The following is a 16,715-nucleotide window of genomic DNA, read 5'->3' as shown; positions in this document are numbered from 1 at the left end:
TAAGGTAAACTGAAAAGAACTAAGGTAAACTACAGAATTACAAATTCCTCAATGACCACCTGCCCCACATACTCATTCACACGGCCGATGATCTGCCTACGCATCATCGCCAACTCATTTTTGATGACAGCCGATTCTACACGAACAAATAACTTTTTATCCCGGATATAGATCTGTTGGGTTCGGTTGGCGATCGCTTGTCCGATCAATTCTGGCCAGGCAGCCACAATGGAGGTTTCGTCAAATTTCCTACGAAGACGATAGACATCCAGAAGCTTCTCTACCGCCTGTTTGATGGTGATCTCATCGCTTCTACGAAAAGCATCGTCTTTATTGTACTTCAGCATTTACTTGACCTCCTTGTATATCAAAGATACGAATAGGTTTACCTATTTCTTCAAAAATTCTGTTTATTCTATCCGCATCCGTATCTGTCAGAAAAATCTGTCCAAACTCATCTTCCGACACCAACTGCATCAATTTCTTGGTGCGGTTTTCGTCCAATTTATCGAAGATATCATCCAATAAAAGTAGTGGTTTAAACTGTTTTTTATCTTTCAAAAAGGAGTATTGGGCGAGTTTCAAAGCAATCAAAAAGGATTTTTGTTGACCTTGGGAACCAAACTTCTTCAAGGGCATCCCCTCGTGGATACTGAACAGCAGATCATCTTTATGTATACCAATGCTGGTTCTTTCCAATTGCCTATCCTTATCCAAACTTGTTTCCAATAGCTGCAGAAAATCCTGCCCCATGAGCGGTGATTCATAGATAAGCTCCACTTGTTCCGCATCATCGGATAAGAACTGGTAATACCGACGGAACTCAGGTAGAAATTCAGCCATGAACTGTTGTCTTCTTTTAAAGATCCGTTCACCCGATTCGACCAATTGCAGGTTCAGCACCTCCAAAAGTCCCACATCAAAAACACCGGTATCCTTGATGTTCTTCAGAACGGTGTTGCGTTGCAGCAATATCCGGTTGTAGGAAATCAGGATATCCAGGTATTGGTTATCCGTTTGGGAGATCACATTATCTACGAATTTCCTTCTTTCCTCACTACCATCGATAATGATGGAGGTATCATTCGGCGAGATCATCACCAAGGGAAATTGCCCAATATGATCGGCAAGTCGGTTGTATTCTTTCTTGTTCTTCTTGAATTGCTTCTTCTGGTTTTTTTTGATGCTACAGGAAACCACATCACAGAGGAGTTCACGATCGAATTCGCCCTGCACCATAAACCAATCTTCCCCCTTTTTAATATGTTGGGAATCAATGGGATTGAAGAAAGATTTGCAGAGAGAAAGGTAATGGATCGCATCCAATAGATTTGTTTTTCCGGAGCCATTCTGACCTGTAAAGGCATTGGTTTCGGGTAAAAAATCTAAGGTAGACTCTGTATAGTTCTTAAAGTTTAAGACTGAAAGGTGCTTTAGCCACATAGCAAAGCAAATATAGGCTTTTTAGATGGGCTTAGCTTATTTTACTTCTTCAAAATCGATAAACTCACCAGCTGTTTCCGTGCCTTTGCCTTTTTTGGATTTTTCCGGGGTATATTCTACCCTTACTTTACCATCCTGACGAGACTCACGCTTGAACTGGGAAAATGGATCTTGATAACGTCCCTGTTGTGGACCTTCATTGGCGTATTGCCCTTGTTGACCATTCATGATCTTCTCAGCCACCTTCTTCATGAAGAAAGGCAGCAACAGGCGCATACCAAATTTGAACAGGTAATAAAATACAACTACGGATATAATGAAATAGATAAGTGTCATTCTTTTTTAATGCTTTTTATCAAATTTAATAAATATTTGAATGCTTAGCGGGGAAAATTGTCAAGGAAATCTCAATTAACAAATTTTTACTTTTTGCCTTTTGCCAATTGCAAAGCTTGAAAAAACTGGTCAGGATGCTGAGAACCAATCACATATACCAATCCATCTTTGTCGGTTAACCAAATGGCTTCTTTGCCTCCTGAATAAAAACGAATCTTACCATTCTTATGCAAATTGTAAACCGGGTTATTGAAGAAGAAGTTGGAGTACTTCTTTTTTTCCACCTTGGTGATGGAATTTAAATCAATCTTCACCAAACTGGTGGTCCAAAGACCACTTAAGATCACATGCGTATCGGTGACTTTTGTCCGATAACTGATCATATAAAGCATAATAATCGAGACCAATAAGATCAAAACGCCGACAATGAAGAAAAGTTGGCGGGAAATCAGGTGTTCCCAATTGATATAATAAGCTACGAAACAGAACAGGGCAAGGATCAATCGAACACTAATCCAAGTCATGTCCCGACCTAGGTACTGTTTTTCCTGAAATAAAGGTTGATCTGTCATTTCCACTATTTGAACACTAATGTAAGTACTTTCTTTGTATTTTCAGTCACTTTATAGCGATTATCTAATCGCATCCCGACTACCCAGATGATTTCTCCATTGCCATTCACCAAGATCGGAATCTCTTCTTTTTCAAAGCGGTTGACCTTTTCCTGGATGAAGAAATCGCTCAATTTCTTCCTGCCTGTCATGCCTAGGGGAATGAAATAATCTCCCTGGTGCTTAAAGCGTAATTTTAATGGGAAATGTAGGAGGTCTGCATCGATCTGGATTTCAGACTTTCCATTATCGTTTGTGTTTTGTTTCGAGGATTTAGGATCTGTAATCCCTAGATCTCTATAACAACCTAAGGCTAAAATGGAATCTAAAAATGGAAAGCTTACGCTTTCACCCGGGCTTAAATGTTTCCTTACATCTTCTTTTAATATCAGTACCTCCTGCTCCTTCTCTAAAGCTGTTCTCTCCCTAATAATCAATTGATCCCTATCCATCAATAGCTCATAATCCGATGATTCAAATACCTGCCCCATCGGCTTATCCCATACCGAAATCATTTCCTCCAGAATACTTTTTTGAAAACCAAAAGGTTTAAACAGCTCAAATAAAAAGTAGGCATCAGAAAGGTATTGTGATAAATCCGCTCGTTGGATGTAAACATACTTTCCCTCTACACGATACAACTCTTTTCTTCTCTCCAAAACAATACGTTGGATAAATTGGTAACTTTCCTCAAAATGCTTGATGTTCTCCAAGAAAATCTGCTCAAAATCAGGCTGAATTTCCTTAAACTTCGGAATGATCTCCAACCGGATTTTATTGCGGGCATATTTACTGGAAAAATTCGATTGATCATCGCGATAGGGAACCTGAAGTTCTTTTACAGTCTGCTCCACTTCCGCTCCAGTAAAACACATCAAGGGACGGATAAGGTGATCTCGCTGGATGGAAATGCCCAAAAGGCCCTTCAATCCCGTGCTCCTGGTCAGATTGAATAGGGAAGTTTCGATATGATCGTTCAGATGCTGCGCAATCGCGATCTTCCTATATCCAAATTCGGTTCTTAACTGTTCGAACCACTCGTAACGCAGTTCACGGGCAGCCATCTGAATGGATATTTTATGTTCATCGGCGTATTCCTCGGTATCAAAATGGATAACGTGGAAAGGGATTTGATGCTGAAGCGCGAAATTCCTCACCAATTCTTCATCCAGATCGGACTCCTTAGCCCGTAATTGAAAGTTACAATGGGCAATTCCGATTTGGTATCCCAAATCATGCATCAGATGCAGCATCAGCATGGAATCCTTTCCTCCGCTGACCGCCAAAAGCACTTTTTCCGAACGGTTTATAAGTTCGTTTTTTGTTAAGAAATGCGAGAATTTAGTCTTTGCATCCATTCTTCAAAAATAGATATAATAAACTTTGCATCCCCTTTGCTATTAAAAATTATTGTTTAACAAATTTTTGCTAATTAATTGTATATTTTTGCGCTTGTGAGATACCTTATTCTACTGTTTTTAAGCATCATCTGTTTGGCCAGTTATGGCCAGATTCCCGTTACACCACAGGCTCAACCTGAAGGTAATGAACTTAAATTGTTAAGTTCTTCTTCTGTCAAGGCCATTAATCAAAAAATATTCCGGGCGTATAATGCATTGTATGAACATAAGGGATCGACTTTAGCTGCCGATTCTGGTGATTATTACAAAGAAGAAGATGGCAGGGAGTATTTTAAAGCAAAAGGAAATATCGTTATTACGCAACTCTCAGGTACAATTATCTATGGAGATGACTTGTTTTATGATGCAGCTGCACAGCAAGCAACCCTACTTTATAATGTGAGGATGATTGATGGCGAAACAACGTTGACTACCAACCACTTGACCTATAACACGGGATCCCAACGTGGTTCCTATAGAAATGGAGGACGAATTATTGGCCGTCAAGATACCATCACCTCTAGAAATGCTTATTATTTCGAAACGACCAAGGATGCTTACTTCCGCAATAAAGTGGTGGTCCGTTCGCCTGGTGCCATAATTTATACGGACTCCCTACAATACAATACCATGTATCGGGATGCCTTTTTCTTTGGCCCTACGAATATCAATGGTAGAAAAGGCGAGAAATTATATACTGAGCATGGTAAATACAACACCGCTTTTGGGGTCGCGAAATTCAACAAAAACAACTTATACACCGAAGGATCTCGCTTTTTAAAAGGCGACAGCTTATTCTACGATCGGGAGAAAGGCATTGGAGAAGCTTTTAGGAATGTGGTATTCGTCGATACCTTGGATAAATTTTATGCCAATGGCGAGTATGGTAAATACTTGGAGGCCGATCAGTCTATCCTAATGCATACCGACCCCCTGATCAAATATGTTGTTCAATCAGACTCCACAGGGAATGCGGATTCTACGGCTACAGATACAATCGATAGGGCAAACTTAAGCCCTAAAGAGATCAAGCAGCTTGAACGCGATCAGGAGAGGTTGGCCAAAGAAAAAGAAAAGGCCGAGAAAGAACGTTTAAAAGCCGCTGAAAAGCTCGAAAAGGAAAGGCAGAAGGAATTGGCGAAGAACCCAGAGCTTAAAGCTATAGAACCTCCCAAGCAGGATAGTATCCTTGCGCCTACCGCTAAAACCAATACCAGGTTCGATACAGCCTATATGACGGCTGACACTATATTTTCCAAGGTTATTTTAGTTAGAGATTATAAGCCTTTGGATTTAAAATTGGATCGATCGGGAGGAAAACTCCAAGAAGATACCGATGTGGATTATGGTGATGAGGAGGATATGGATTTTAATGCTGCTGGAGATTCCATCCAGGAAAACCCACAGACTGCCGGTGAGAAAATCCTTCAGGATCCTAAAAAACCGACTACTCTAGCTAAAACTGTCCAGAAAAAAACTACCCCAAAAGTAAATAAAACAGATCCTGCAAGCCAAAATAAGGTGGCAGTGGATCCGAAACAGATACAGGCCATAACCAAAGCGGATAGTATTCTGCGCAGAAATGCCGTAATACCATCTGGAAATGAGCCGGATAGTCTAATGAAAAAGGCTATGACTTCTGCTTTAAAAGCCGATACAACAATAAAGGATTCTACGGTGATGTTTTCGGATACCGCCAGAACCCGCATTGTGAATGCCTATAAGAATGTCAGGGTGTTCAAATCGGACCTTCAGGCTGTTGCTGACTCCGTTTATTACGGAATGGTCGATTCCATGTTCAGGTTTATGGGTAAGCCCATGATCTGGTCAGATGGATCCCAGATCTCTGCAGATACTATTTTTATGCAGATCAAGAACAACAAAATGGATAACGCACTTTTAAAAGAGAATGCTTTTATGGTGAATGCTGTTCTGGACACCGTGAAGTTCAATCAATTAAAAGGCCGAAAGATCGTTGCCTTTTTTGCCAATAATAATATCGAACGCTTATTTGTAACAGGTAATGCGGAGGCTCTTGTGTTCAATGCAGATGAGAAAACAAAGATCATCAAAGAGATGTTCCATGACCGCTGTAGCCGGATCAAAATACGTATGGTAGACCGAAAAATCAATGATTATGTTTCGGAAAGAAAGGTTGACCAGAAGCTTTATCCGTTCAAACTGGTAACCCAAGAGAATGAGGTACTACCCGGCTTTATTTGGAAGCCTCAGGACAGACCAAAGTCCGTGGAAGACATGATGAACAGAAAACGTAGCAAGGAAACTGTTGTTCCAGACCAGAATGGCAAAGACGATCCAGAGCAGAATTCATCAGATCAAAACAGCAAGGAAAATCCTATTCAAAAAAGTATAGAAAAACCAACCCAGAAAAAAGTAGAAAATCCGGTTCAGACCAAAAAAGAAGTAGAAAGTTTAGAAGAAGAACAGAACAGCTCGACTAACCCATAAAGGATTTAAATTCCATCCAGAACATCTTTTTCTTTTGCACATCGGCAAACATCTCTTCAAAACTGAAGGTATTAAAGACCGTTGCTATCTTTCCGTGCATATAAGAATTATGTGCTATGGCTGGTAAGCCCAAAGAAATAGGTTCCACACCCAATAAGGTAATTTTCTTAGGTTGAAAAAAGGCCATGATCCGTTTCCAATCATTCGGATTATGCGAATTGGCCAGATTAACTACAGCCACATTTCCAGCGTGGAGCTGCAATGCACCTATGGTTTTCAGAAAAGCCTCTTCTGCCGCCGGCGAGAAATAAGGATAATCCGGATACCGCAGGATAAACAATACCCCTGTGCTCTTATCCCCTTGATATATAAACTCCTCAACAGAAGTTAATTCCTGCTGAGGAGTTTTTGGTATAAATAAGGTTTCCGACATCAACGCTTGAAGCGCAACGGGATTCGTTGTATGTAAGCTATCTGCCATTTCTAAAACCTATTCTTAAATCAAAAATATGGACTATTGACCCAATACCCAAGCGAAGATCAATGGCGCAACGATCGTTGCATCCGATTCCACGATGAATTTAGGGGATTCTGTATCCAATTTACCCCAAGTGATTTTCTCATTCGGAACTGCGCCTGAGTAAGAACCAAAAGAAGTGGTCGAATCAGAGATCTGACAGAAATAAGACCAGAAAGGAACATCATGCCATTCCAAATCCTGATACATCATTGGAACCACACAGATAGGGAAATCTCCGGCAATACCACCACCAATCTGGAAGAATCCTACTCCTTTACCACCAGAATTCGCGCGGTACCATTCCGTAAGATAAATCATGTACTCAATACCGGTTTTAACCGTGTGTACATTCAATTCACCTTTGATCACGTAGGAGGCAAAGATATTACCTGTGGTTGAATCTTCCCATCCCGGTACAATGATTGGAATATTTTTCTCAGCAGCTGCCAAGATCCAAGAGTTCTTCGGATCGATCTCGTAATATTGTTCCAGATCTCCGGAAAGAACAACTTTATATAAAAATTCGTGTGGGAAATAACGTTCGCCAGCAGCTTCTGCGTCTTTCCAAGCCTTTTCTAAATGGGATTGCAAACGACGGAAAGCTTCTTCTTCTGGGATACAAGTATCGGTTACACGGTTGTAATGGTTCTCCAATAATTCCCATTCATCTTGAGGCGTCAAATCGCGGTAATTTGGAACACGCTTATAGTGAGAGTGAGCCACCAAGTTCATCACATCTTCTTCCAAGTTTGCACCTGTACAGGAAATGATAGCCACCTTATCCTGACGGATCATTTCAGCTAGGGAAATTCCAAGTTCTGCGGTACTCATCGCACCAGCCAATGAAATCAACATTTTACCACCCGCTGCCAAATGATCTTCATAGCCTTTCGCCGCATCTACCATCGAAGCAGCATTAAAATGAAGATAGTTTTTCTCCATGAATTGAGAAATAGGTCCTCTTTGTGTACTCATAATCTTTAATTCTGATAAATGTTCCCAAAGGTACTCATTTATACCCAAATTTCAGCCGTAAACGAACTTACTTTCGCTTCAATAGCTTCCGGAAAATATAAAAGAAAAAGGCCAAGATCAAGACCAGAATAAGTAGGATCAATACCTCACTTACTCCCAGATTCCAGCTGTCGTTATTTAATTGTGCGTAGATCATACCAGCCATTTATCGCATTTTTGTAAGAATTCTTCCGAAATATCGGCCGCGATGCCCGGACCATCGGTCAGCTTGATGGCATAGCCATCATACACTAACCCACCAATTACTGGATCTTCCAGATGGCCCACCATGCAGGTATCCAGATCATAGAATTTAACATTATCGGCCGCATAGGCGAAATGCGCCTTGGCAGCCAATGCCAAACGGCTTTCCAACATCCCTCCGATCATACATGGGATACCATATTCCTTGGTTACCGCCTGTATTTTCAGCGATTCTGCAATTCCCGAAGATTTGGAGAACTTGATGTTGATGTAATCACAACTGTCAGTTCTACAGATGCGCTCTGCATCATGATGATCATAAACCGATTCATCCGCCATGATGGGAACAATGGTCTCCGCTCGTAGTGCAGCAAGCAGATGGTCATTATAGGTGCGCATGGGCTGTTCGCAGAATTGGATTTTCAAAGGTTCCAATCCCTGCAACGCTTCCACAGCCTCTTCATAGGTCCAACCTTGATTGGCATCGATGCGAATAGGGATATCAAATCCCACCGCTTGCCGGATGGCCTTCATACGGGCAATATCCTCTTGGGGCTTCTTTCCCAATTTGACTTTCAGAGCAACCGCCCCACCTTCATACAATGCCAAAGCCTTGGCCGCCATTTCCTCCGCACTGCCAATGCCAATGGTGATATCCGTATGGATCTCCCGAGGAGTTCCCCCTAAAAATTGATAGAGCGGAACGCCGGCAGCTTTGGCCGCCAGATCATATAAGGCCATATCGAAAGCCGATTTAATGGTGCTGTTCTTCGCAATATATGTATGTAATTCGGCTAGGCGATCTTCCAAGGCCAGGGGATCTTTCCCCACCCAGATCTTGGCAAAATCCTTTGCCACGGCGATGCAGGTTTCCTGGGTCTCCCCGACGATCATGGGAAAAGCGGAACATTCGCCTACCCCATACAGTTCAGCATCCGTCCGAACCCGGATAAAAGTATTCTGTGCATAATCCATAACCCCCGTTGCAATCACAAATGGTTCCATCGGAATGCTCAAACGGTAGATCTCAATTTCTTTGATGACCATAATTTGTTTGTTCTATAAACAAATGTAACGAATGATATTTCATTTTTATAATGAGATGGCGAAACAAATACAAATTCAATCATAAAACCAATTATAATTTACATTAAAAACAACAAAACATTAATTAAATTATAAATATTATAAATAAAACAAGTTTTTATTCATATATTAGCAATCTCGTTATTAAATCAATCTAATATTCAAAATATCATGCAGCAAGAAGGACTTTATCATCCCGAATTTGAACACGATGCCTGTGGTGTAGGTTTTGTCGCCCATATCAAGGGGCAGAAATCCCATGCGCAGGTGCGCGATGCACTGACCATGTTGGAGAATATGGAACATCGTGGTGCTTGTGGATGTGATCCAGAGTCTGGGGATGGTGCCGGCATCATGATCCAACTTCCACACGAATTCTTATGGGAAGAATGTATCAATCTAGGCATACAATTACAGGAACCGGGTTATTATGGCGTAGGGATGTTGTTCCTGCCGAAGGAAGAGGAAATGAACAAGATCTGCCGAGAGGTGATCAAGGAAGCAGCTTCGGAGCGTCACATGGATTTCCTTGGTTTTCGTTCCGTTCCGGTCAATAGAGCCGGTATAGGACCTACGGCCTTAAGTGCCGAACCAGAAATCGTTCAATTCTTTGTGGCCAGACCCGAACAGGTTAAAAACACCGAAGAATTTGAACGCAAATTATATGTGCTCCGCCGCCTGATCATCCAGAAGATCAAAAAACACCAAGCCTATCCTTTACCCCTTTACCTCGCCTCCCTTTCTTGCAAAACCATTATCTATAAAGGTCAGTTGACCACTTACCAGGTGGGTAGCTATTTTGAGGATCTGAAAGACCCACGTGTAGTTTCCGCTTTTGGATTGGTGCATTCCAGGTTTTCCACCAACACTTTTCCATCCTGGTCATTGGCCCAACCCTTCCGAATGATTGCCCATAATGGGGAAATCAACACCCTGACCGGAAACCTCAATTGGTTTTATGCCGGTGTAAGGGCCTATTCTTCACCCTATTTTACGGCAGAGGAAATGGAAATCCTATTGCCTGTAGTAGATAAAGGCCAATCCGATTCAGCTTGTCTGGACAATGTGGTCGAGCTCCTGCTACACAGCGGCAGAAGTCTTCCTCATGTCCTCTTGATGCTCGTTCCGGAAGCCTGGGATGGCAATGAACAGATGGATCCTTTAAAAAAGGCATTCTATGAATACCATGCCACCTTGATGGAGCCATGGGATGGCCCGGCAGCACTTTGTTTTACGGATGGAAAGATCATCGGCGCCACCTTGGACCGCAATGGTCTTCGTCCTTTACGCTACGCTATTACCTCGGATGACCGGGTGGTGGTGGCTTCGGAGGCAGGTGCATTGCCAATCGACGAATCAACCATCATCAAAAAAGGCCGCCAACAGCCCGGAAAGATTTTTGTGGTAGACATGGAGGCGGGTAAAATCCGTTCGGATGAGGAAGTCAAAGGCGAACTTATCCGCCAGCAACCTTATGGCGATTGGATCAATAAATATAAAATCCGAATGGATGAGTTGGCCGATCCGCGTGTCACCTTTACCTACCTGTCCAAAGAATCGGTTTTCAAATACCAACAATCCTTCGGTTATAGCCGCGAAGATATCGAAACGATCCTGACCCCTATGGCCTTAACGGGCTATGAACCTATTGGTTCCATGGGTACGGATGTTCCTTTAGCCGTGCTATCCGATCAACCTCAGCATATTTCCAGTTATTTCAAACAGTTTTTCGCCCAGGTGACCAACCCACCGATCGACCCGATCAGGGAGCGATTGGTCATGAGTTTGGCGACTTTTATCGGCAATGCCGGCAATATCCTGATTGAGGATCAGAAATTCTGCCATTGTGTAACCCTGGAGCATCCCATCCTCACTTCCTCCGAACTGGAGAAATTAAGGTCCATCGATACCGGGGTTTTTCAGGCAAAGACCATCCAAAGTTATTTCCGTGCCGACGGCAAGGAAGGATCCTTGGAAGCAGGTTTGGAACGCCTATGCCGCTATGCGGATGATGCCGTTCGGGATGGCTTTGAGGTCATTATCCTATCGGATAGGGCGATCGATTCGCAGCATTGTGCAATCCCTTCCCTATTGGCTGTTTCTGCGGTGCATCATCACTTGATCAAAACGGGCAACCGCGGTGCAGTAGGATTGGTCGTGGAAGCGGGCGATGCCTGGGAAGTCCATCATTTCGCCTGTCTACTGGCTTTCGGTGCAACGGCTATCAATCCTTACATGGCCTTGGCAAGCATCAGGACCATGAAGGAAACTGGGCAAATGGATACCCAACTGACCTGGGACGACCTGAAAAAGAATTATGTAAAAGCCGTTTGTAATGGCTTATTGAAAATATTTTCCAAAATGGGTATTTCCACCCTTCAATCCTACCATGGCGCGCAGATCTTCGAGGTGCTGGGCATCGATGCGGAGGTAGTGGATAAATACTTTTGTGGTGCCGTTTCCCGTATCGGTGGATTGACCTTGGATGATATTGCCAAGGAAGCACTGGCAAAACATAAACGTGGTTTTGAACACAGCCGCGTTAGCCAGACCTTATTGCCTGAGGGCGGGCTATACCAATGGAAACGTCGGGGCGAAGGCCATTTATGGAATCCACAGACGGTGCATCTCCTGCAGCAGGCCTGTCGCAACAACGATTACGAATCCTATAAAAAATACGCTTCCCTGATCAATAACCAAAAGGAACGGATGTTCACTTTACGTGGCTTATTGGATTTTGCCAAACATCGCACAGCTATTCCCTTGGAAGAGGTAGAGCCTGCGCGTGAAATCCTGAAGAGATTCGCTACGGGAGCCATGTCCTTTGGTTCCATCTCCCATGAGGCACATAGCACCTTGGCGATTGCCATGAACCGGATTGGCGGAAAATCCAATACCGGCGAAGGTGGAGAGGACGAGATCCGCTATCAAAAATTATCCAATGGCGATTCCATGCGCTCTGCCATCAAACAAGTGGCTTCTGCACGCTTCGGTGTGACCTCCAATTACCTTACCCAAGCCGATGAAATACAGATCAAGATGGCCCAGGGAGCAAAACCGGGAGAAGGAGGGCAATTACCAGGCGACAAGGTGGATGAATGGATTGCGAAAGTAAGGCATTCCACGCCTGGAGTGGGACTGATTTCTCCGCCACCACATCATGACATCTATTCCATTGAGGATTTGGCGCAGTTGATCTTCGATCTGAAAAATGCCAACAGGGATGCCCGGATCAATGTAAAATTGGTGTCCAAGGCAGGCGTCGGAACGATTGCTGCCGGGGTGGCAAAAGCCCATGCCGACGTTATCCTGATTGCAGGTTATGATGGTGGTACCGGTGCATCGCCGATCAGCTCCATCAAACATGCCGGATTACCTTGGGAGTTAGGCCTGGCAGAAGCACATCAGACGCTGGTGCAGAATAAGCTCCGCAGTCGGGTGGTCCTACAGGCAGATGGGCAGATGAAAACTGGCCGTGACCTGGTGATAGCGACCTTATTGGGCGCAGAGGAATGGGGCGTAGCCACAGCGGCTTTGATTGCTGGCGGATGCATCATGATGCGCAAATGCCACCTGAATACCTGTCCGGTTGGTGTGGCCACCCAAGACCCAGAATTGCGGAAATTGTTTTCCGGAAAACCGGAAGATATCGTCCATCTTTTTGGATTCCTAGCGGAGGAAATGCGTGAGATCATGGCCGAACTGGGCTTCAGATCCATCAATGAGATGGTTGGGCGCGCACAGTTTTTGAAGAAACGGGAAGATATGCCACATTGGAAGGCCAAGAAGATCAATTTTTCGGGCATCCTTCATGTAGCGGCGAATGCGCAGGGGGAAACCTTGTACAATACCGAAGAACAGGACCATGGCATGGGAATGATATTGGATTGGGGTTTATTGAATGTGGCGAAACCTGCATTGGAGACCAAAACTCCGGTCTTTGGAACATTCCATGTCAAGAATACCGATAGAACGATAGGCACCTTATTATCCAATGAAATTTCCAAGATCTACGGATCGGAAGGACTTCCGGACAACAGCATAAACTTTAAGTTTGAAGGTTCGGCAGGCCAATCCTTTGGCGCCTTCAACACGCGAGGGATTTCCTTTGAACTGGAAGGCGAAGCCAATGATTATGTGGGCAAAGGACTTTCAGGCGCTCAGTTGGCCATTTATCCAAGTAAGGAAAGTAAATTACAACCACATGAGAACATCATCATCGGAAATGTAGCCTTATATGGAGCAACCTCCGGGCACTTGTTCATCAACGGTATGGCTGGCGAACGTTTTGCGGTAAGGAATTCTGGTGCGACGGCCGTCGTGGAAGGGATCGGCGACCATGGTTGTGAATATATGACCGGCGGAAGAGCATTGATCCTGGGCGAGACCGGAAGGAATTTCGCTGCGGGCATGAGCGGAGGGATCGCATGGGTCTACGACATCAAGGGCAATTTCAAGGAAAACTGCAACAAGGAAATGGTGGATCTGGATCCCTTGGAAAGCGAAGACGAAACAGCGATCATCAGCTTATTGAAACGTCATATCTTGTTGACCAAGAGTGAAAGGGCAAGCGCCATCCTTCAGGATTGGGCGGTTGAAAAGCACCGCTTTATAAAGGTGTTCCCAAGGGAATACAAAAATGTATTATTGAAAAAATTAGTGACCGCATAATCAGGAATTTCATGGGAAAACCAACAGGATTTTTAGAATATGAACGCTTGCTCCCTCAGAAAGATGCTGTGGAAAGCAGGAAACAACATTATAAGGAATTTGTCAATCCGTATTCGGATGAACAATTAAATAGTCAAGCGGCAAGGTGCATGAACTGCGGAATTCCGTTCTGCCATTCGGGTTGTCCTTTGGGCAACGTGATCCCTGAGTTCAATGACGCTGTATATGATGGGAAATGGGAAGAAGCTTATCAGATTTTGAGTTCGACCAATAACTTCCCGGAGTTTACGGGTAGGATCTGTCCGGCACCGTGCGAATCTGCCTGTGTGCTGGGAATCAACAAAAATCCGGTAGCCATTGAGGAAATCGAAAAACACATCATCGAAATAGCCTATAAAAAAGGCTATGTTAAACCCCATAAGAGTTTCCTGAAAACAGGGAAAAGGGTGGCTGTAGTGGGTTCTGGCCCTTCTGGACTGGCCGCTGCCGCACAATTGAACAAGGCTGGGCATGAGGTGGTGGTTTATGAAAGGGATGATAAAGTGGGTGGTCTATTGCGATATGGAATCCCCGATTTCAAGCTGGATAAGCAGGTGATAGATCGTCGGGTAGCTATAATGGAAGAATCTGGGATCATCTTCCGGACGAATGCCGAAGTAGGGAATAATGTCCCAGCGAAGGAATTGCAGGAATATGATGCCGTGGTATTGACCGGTGGATCGACCATTCCGCGAAACCTGGATATTCCTGGTAGGGAGTTGAATGGGGTGCATTATGCGATGGAATTCCTCAAACAGCAGAATAAACGGGTTGGGAATTCCACTATTGTGGATGCAGAAATAACGGCTACCGGGAAAAATGTATTGGTGATTGGTGGTGGTGATACGGGATCGGATTGCGTAGGTACTTCCAATAGACATGGTGCCAAATCGGTTACCCAATTTGAACTGATGCCTACCCCGCCCCAAACACGTACTTCTGCCATGCCATGGCCTAGTTATCCCATGGTTTTAAAGACAACGACTTCGCATGAAGAAGGTTGCCAAAGGCATTGGAGTGTTAGTACGAAAGAGTTTTTAGGAGATGAACAAGGGAACCTGCGGGCTGCCTTGGTGGTGGATCTGGAATGGGAAACCGATCAGCATGGTAGACCGATATCATTTAAAGAAGTAGAAGGATCGGCAAGGGAAATCCCTTGCGAATTGGTCACCCTTGCGATGGGATTCCTGCATCCCCAACATGAAGGGTTATTAACACAGCTTGGTGTGCAATTGGATAATCGAGGTAATGTGCAGGCTACAGAATCAGCTTATAAAACCAATTTGGAAAATGTGTTTGTGGCAGGAGATATGCGTAGAGGACAATCCTTAGTGGTATGGGCGATATCTGAAGGTCGGGAATGTGCAAGGAAGGTGGATGAGTATTTGATGGGAAGTTCCAATTTGGAAAGCAAAGAGGCGATATTTAGCCAAGCTGTTTAATCATGCTTTGTCAAGCCTTTTAATTTAAATTGTTAAAACTGTTTAATCATAATCCGTTAAATTTAATGTGTAGTTTAGCATCAATCCAAGAGGTTGATGCTTTTTTTGTATTTTAACATCGCATAATAAAAAATAAATAACAAAGGAATGGAATTAGTATTTGCAACAAACAATGCCCATAAATTAGAAGAGGTGCAACAGATGATCGGTGATAGGTTCAAGCTACTTTCCTTAGCAGATATTGGTTGCCATGAGGATTTCCCAGAAACCGGGGTAACCTTTAAAGAGAATGCCCAACAAAAGACGGATTATCTAAAAGAAAGATTTAATGTGGATTGTTTTGGAGATGATTCGGGGTTGGAGGTTGATGCTTTGCAGGGAGAGCCTGGTGTTTATTCGGCAAGGTATGCCGGAACGAGGGATATGGAGAAAAACATTGATCTGGTATTGGAAAAACTTGGTGATAATGCCAATAGAACCGCCCGCTTCAAAACCGTTATTTCCTTAAACATGAATAATGAACAACATTTTTTTGAAGGAAGTATTGAAGGTCGGATTATTAATGAGCGTATTGGAACTAAAGGATTTGGTTATGATCCAATCTTTATTCCAAATGGATATGATATCACTTTCGCAGAAATGAGCTTGGAAGAGAAGAATCGGATAAGCCACCGTTCGGTTGCTGTTCAAAAACTTTGCAAATTTCTTTTTAGTATTTAGTAGTAAGTATTTAGTAGTTAGACCTATGGCGCCCCCCGTCATTGCGAGGAGGTACGAGGAAGCAATCTTTCGATATGTGCAACGCTTTGTCATGTGTAAAGATTGCTTCGTTCCTCGCAATGACGCGGCGTTCCTCGCAATGGCGCAAGGAGCCTAATGACGCGTAGGGTGCAATAAAAACAGAAAGCCCCGTCATCTATCGATAACGGGGCTCCTTTGTAAAATTAGGCGCCGACCTACTCTCCCACCTGTTACGGCAATACCATCGGCTCTGGCGGGCTTAACTTCTCTGTTCGGAATGGGAAGAGGTGGACACCGCCGATATAGGCACCTGAAGATCTTTATGAGATATTGTTCTTTTACACTTGACACTGTACCACGCTTGCAGTAATCTAACTACTATATACTAACTACCTGATACTGTCAATGCCGGCAGGCATTGACATGTTATTGGAAGAAAAGATCAAAAAAGAGAGAGGACAACAGTACTATCCGCATTGGAAAGCTTCGGGTTATTAGTACCACTCGGCTTTGGTCTCTCAACCTTTACACCTGTGGCCTATCAACGTCGTCATCTCCGACGGCCCTTATGAGGAAGTCTCATCTCGTGGCTAGTTTCGCACTTAGATGCTTTCAGCGCTTATCTATCCCGGACGTAGCTACCCTGCCGTACACCTGGCGGCATAACAGGTTCACCAGCGGTCCGTCCAACCCGGTCCTCTCGTACTAAGGTCAGATCCACTCAAACTTCCAGCGCCCA

12 protein-coding genes and 2 rRNA genes are annotated in these 16,715 nt (G+C 43.8%); 4 read left to right on the top strand and 10 right to left on the bottom strand.

The genetic code is table 11. The features are described from left to right. Nucleotides 1-29: 29 nt before the first annotated feature. From CRJ00_RS11825 to tilS, 5 genes are all read right to left on the bottom strand, one after another. Nucleotides 30-347: a DUF721 domain-containing protein gene (locus tag CRJ00_RS11825; RefSeq protein WP_099367078.1), complete on the bottom strand. Its 318-nt coding sequence runs from the start codon at nucleotides 345-347 to the stop codon at nucleotides 30-32. Continuing rightward, nucleotides 331-1,443 (bottom strand): DNA replication/repair protein RecF, encoded by a 1,113-nt coding sequence (gene recF, locus CRJ00_RS11820; RefSeq protein WP_099367077.1) that lies wholly within the window; start codon nucleotides 1,441-1,443, stop codon nucleotides 331-333. The genes CRJ00_RS11825 and recF overlap by 17 nt, the downstream gene beginning before the upstream one ends. 36 nt (nucleotides 1,444-1,479) lie before the next feature. Next, complete coding sequence (locus CRJ00_RS11815) at nucleotides 1,480-1,779, bottom strand: DUF4834 family protein (protein WP_099367076.1); 300 nt, start codon at nucleotides 1,777-1,779, stop codon at nucleotides 1,480-1,482. An 86-nt stretch (nucleotides 1,780-1,865) separates the two neighbouring features. Beyond that, nucleotides 1,866-2,351, bottom strand: a complete 486-nt coding sequence (locus CRJ00_RS11810; RefSeq protein WP_099367075.1) for a hypothetical protein — start codon at nucleotides 2,349-2,351, stop codon at nucleotides 1,866-1,868. A gap of 5 nt (nucleotides 2,352-2,356) precedes the next feature. After that, a complete protein-coding gene (tilS, locus tag CRJ00_RS11805; protein WP_099367074.1) occupies nucleotides 2,357-3,748 on the bottom strand; it encodes a tRNA lysidine(34) synthetase TilS in 1,392 nt (463 codons plus the stop codon). A gap of 96 nt (nucleotides 3,749-3,844) precedes the next feature. Between tilS and CRJ00_RS11800 the strand changes: the two genes are divergently transcribed. Next, a complete protein-coding gene (locus tag CRJ00_RS11800; RefSeq protein ID WP_180268485.1) occupies nucleotides 3,845-6,259 on the top strand; it encodes an OstA-like protein in 2,415 nt (804 codons plus the stop codon). Here the strand turns inward: CRJ00_RS11800 and CRJ00_RS11795 are convergent. From CRJ00_RS11795 to CRJ00_RS11785, 3 genes are all read right to left on the bottom strand, one after another. Next, nucleotides 6,249-6,740 carry a hypothetical protein gene (locus CRJ00_RS11795; protein ID WP_099367072.1) on the bottom strand — a complete coding sequence of 164 codons (492 nt, stop codon included), beginning with the start codon at nucleotides 6,738-6,740 and terminating at the stop codon, nucleotides 6,249-6,251. The genes CRJ00_RS11800 and CRJ00_RS11795 overlap by 11 nt on opposite strands. Before the next feature lie 33 nt (nucleotides 6,741-6,773). Next, nucleotides 6,774-7,754 carry a deoxyhypusine synthase family protein gene (locus CRJ00_RS11790; protein WP_099367071.1) on the bottom strand — a complete coding sequence of 327 codons (981 nt, stop codon included), beginning with the start codon at nucleotides 7,752-7,754 and terminating at the stop codon, nucleotides 6,774-6,776. 192 nt (nucleotides 7,755-7,946) lie between these two features. Next, nucleotides 7,947-9,044 (bottom strand): mandelate racemase/muconate lactonizing enzyme family protein, encoded by a 1,098-nt coding sequence (locus CRJ00_RS11785; RefSeq protein WP_099367070.1) that lies wholly within the window; start codon nucleotides 9,042-9,044, stop codon nucleotides 7,947-7,949. Nucleotides 9,045-9,254: 210 nt separating this feature from the next. On the opposite strand from CRJ00_RS11785, the gene gltB reads away from it, so the two are divergent. From gltB to CRJ00_RS11770, 3 genes are all read left to right on the top strand, one after another. Further along, a complete protein-coding gene (gene gltB, locus CRJ00_RS11780) occupies nucleotides 9,255-13,754 on the top strand; it encodes a glutamate synthase large subunit (RefSeq protein ID WP_099367069.1) in 4,500 nt (1,499 codons plus the stop codon). A gap of 11 nt (nucleotides 13,755-13,765) precedes the next feature. Then, nucleotides 13,766-15,235: a glutamate synthase subunit beta gene (locus tag CRJ00_RS11775; protein WP_099367068.1), complete on the top strand. Its 1,470-nt coding sequence runs from the start codon at nucleotides 13,766-13,768 to the stop codon at nucleotides 15,233-15,235. 147 nt (nucleotides 15,236-15,382) lie between these two features. After that, complete coding sequence (locus CRJ00_RS11770) at nucleotides 15,383-15,955, top strand: non-canonical purine NTP diphosphatase (RefSeq protein WP_099367067.1); 573 nt, start codon at nucleotides 15,383-15,385, stop codon at nucleotides 15,953-15,955. A 223-nt stretch (nucleotides 15,956-16,178) separates the two neighbouring features. Here CRJ00_RS11770 and rrf read toward each other — a convergent pair. Both rrf and CRJ00_RS11760 read right to left on the bottom strand, forming a co-directional pair. After that, a 5S ribosomal RNA gene (gene rrf, locus CRJ00_RS11765) occupies nucleotides 16,179-16,290 on the bottom strand. Between the two features lie 161 nt (nucleotides 16,291-16,451). Next, nucleotides 16,452-16,715: ribosomal RNA gene (locus tag CRJ00_RS11760) — 23S ribosomal RNA — on the bottom strand; the annotation flags it as partial.

It is taken from the genome of Sphingobacterium sp. 1.A.4 (genome assembly GCF_002734245.1).
Classification (GTDB): Bacteria; Bacteroidota; Bacteroidia; order Sphingobacteriales; family Sphingobacteriaceae; genus Sphingobacterium; species Sphingobacterium tenebrionis.
This window is presented reverse-complemented; position numbering and strand designations above follow the sequence as displayed.

What these genes read in the sequence shown, in the direction of transcription:
- CRJ00_RS11825 (WP_099367078.1), bottom strand. Translation starts at nt 347, where the DNA reads ATGCTGAAGTACAATAAAGACGATGCTTTTCGTAGAAGCGATGAGATC.
- recF (WP_099367077.1), bottom strand. Translation starts at nt 1,443, where the DNA reads ATGTGGCTAAAGCACCTTTCAGTCTTAAACTTTAAGAACTATACAGAG.
- CRJ00_RS11815 (WP_099367076.1), bottom strand. Translation starts at nt 1,779, where the DNA reads ATGACACTTATCTATTTCATTATATCCGTAGTTGTATTTTATTACCTG.
- CRJ00_RS11810 (WP_099367075.1), bottom strand. Translation starts at nt 2,351, where the DNA reads ATGACAGATCAACCTTTATTTCAGGAAAAACAGTACCTAGGTCGGGAC.
- tilS (WP_099367074.1), bottom strand. Translation starts at nt 3,748, where the DNA reads ATGGATGCAAAGACTAAATTCTCGCATTTCTTAACAAAAAACGAACTT.
- CRJ00_RS11795 (WP_099367072.1), bottom strand. Translation starts at nt 6,740, where the DNA reads ATGGCAGATAGCTTACATACAACGAATCCCGTTGCGCTTCAAGCGTTG.
- CRJ00_RS11790 (WP_099367071.1), bottom strand. Translation starts at nt 7,754, where the DNA reads ATGAGTACACAAAGAGGACCTATTTCTCAATTCATGGAGAAAAACTAT.
- CRJ00_RS11785 (WP_099367070.1), bottom strand. Translation starts at nt 9,044, where the DNA reads ATGGTCATCAAAGAAATTGAGATCTACCGTTTGAGCATTCCGATGGAA.
- gltB (WP_099367069.1), top strand. Translation starts at nt 9,255, where the DNA reads ATGCAGCAAGAAGGACTTTATCATCCCGAATTTGAACACGATGCCTGT.
- CRJ00_RS11775 (WP_099367068.1), top strand. Translation starts at nt 13,766, where the DNA reads ATGGGAAAACCAACAGGATTTTTAGAATATGAACGCTTGCTCCCTCAG.
- CRJ00_RS11770 (WP_099367067.1), top strand. Translation starts at nt 15,383, where the DNA reads ATGGAATTAGTATTTGCAACAAACAATGCCCATAAATTAGAAGAGGTG.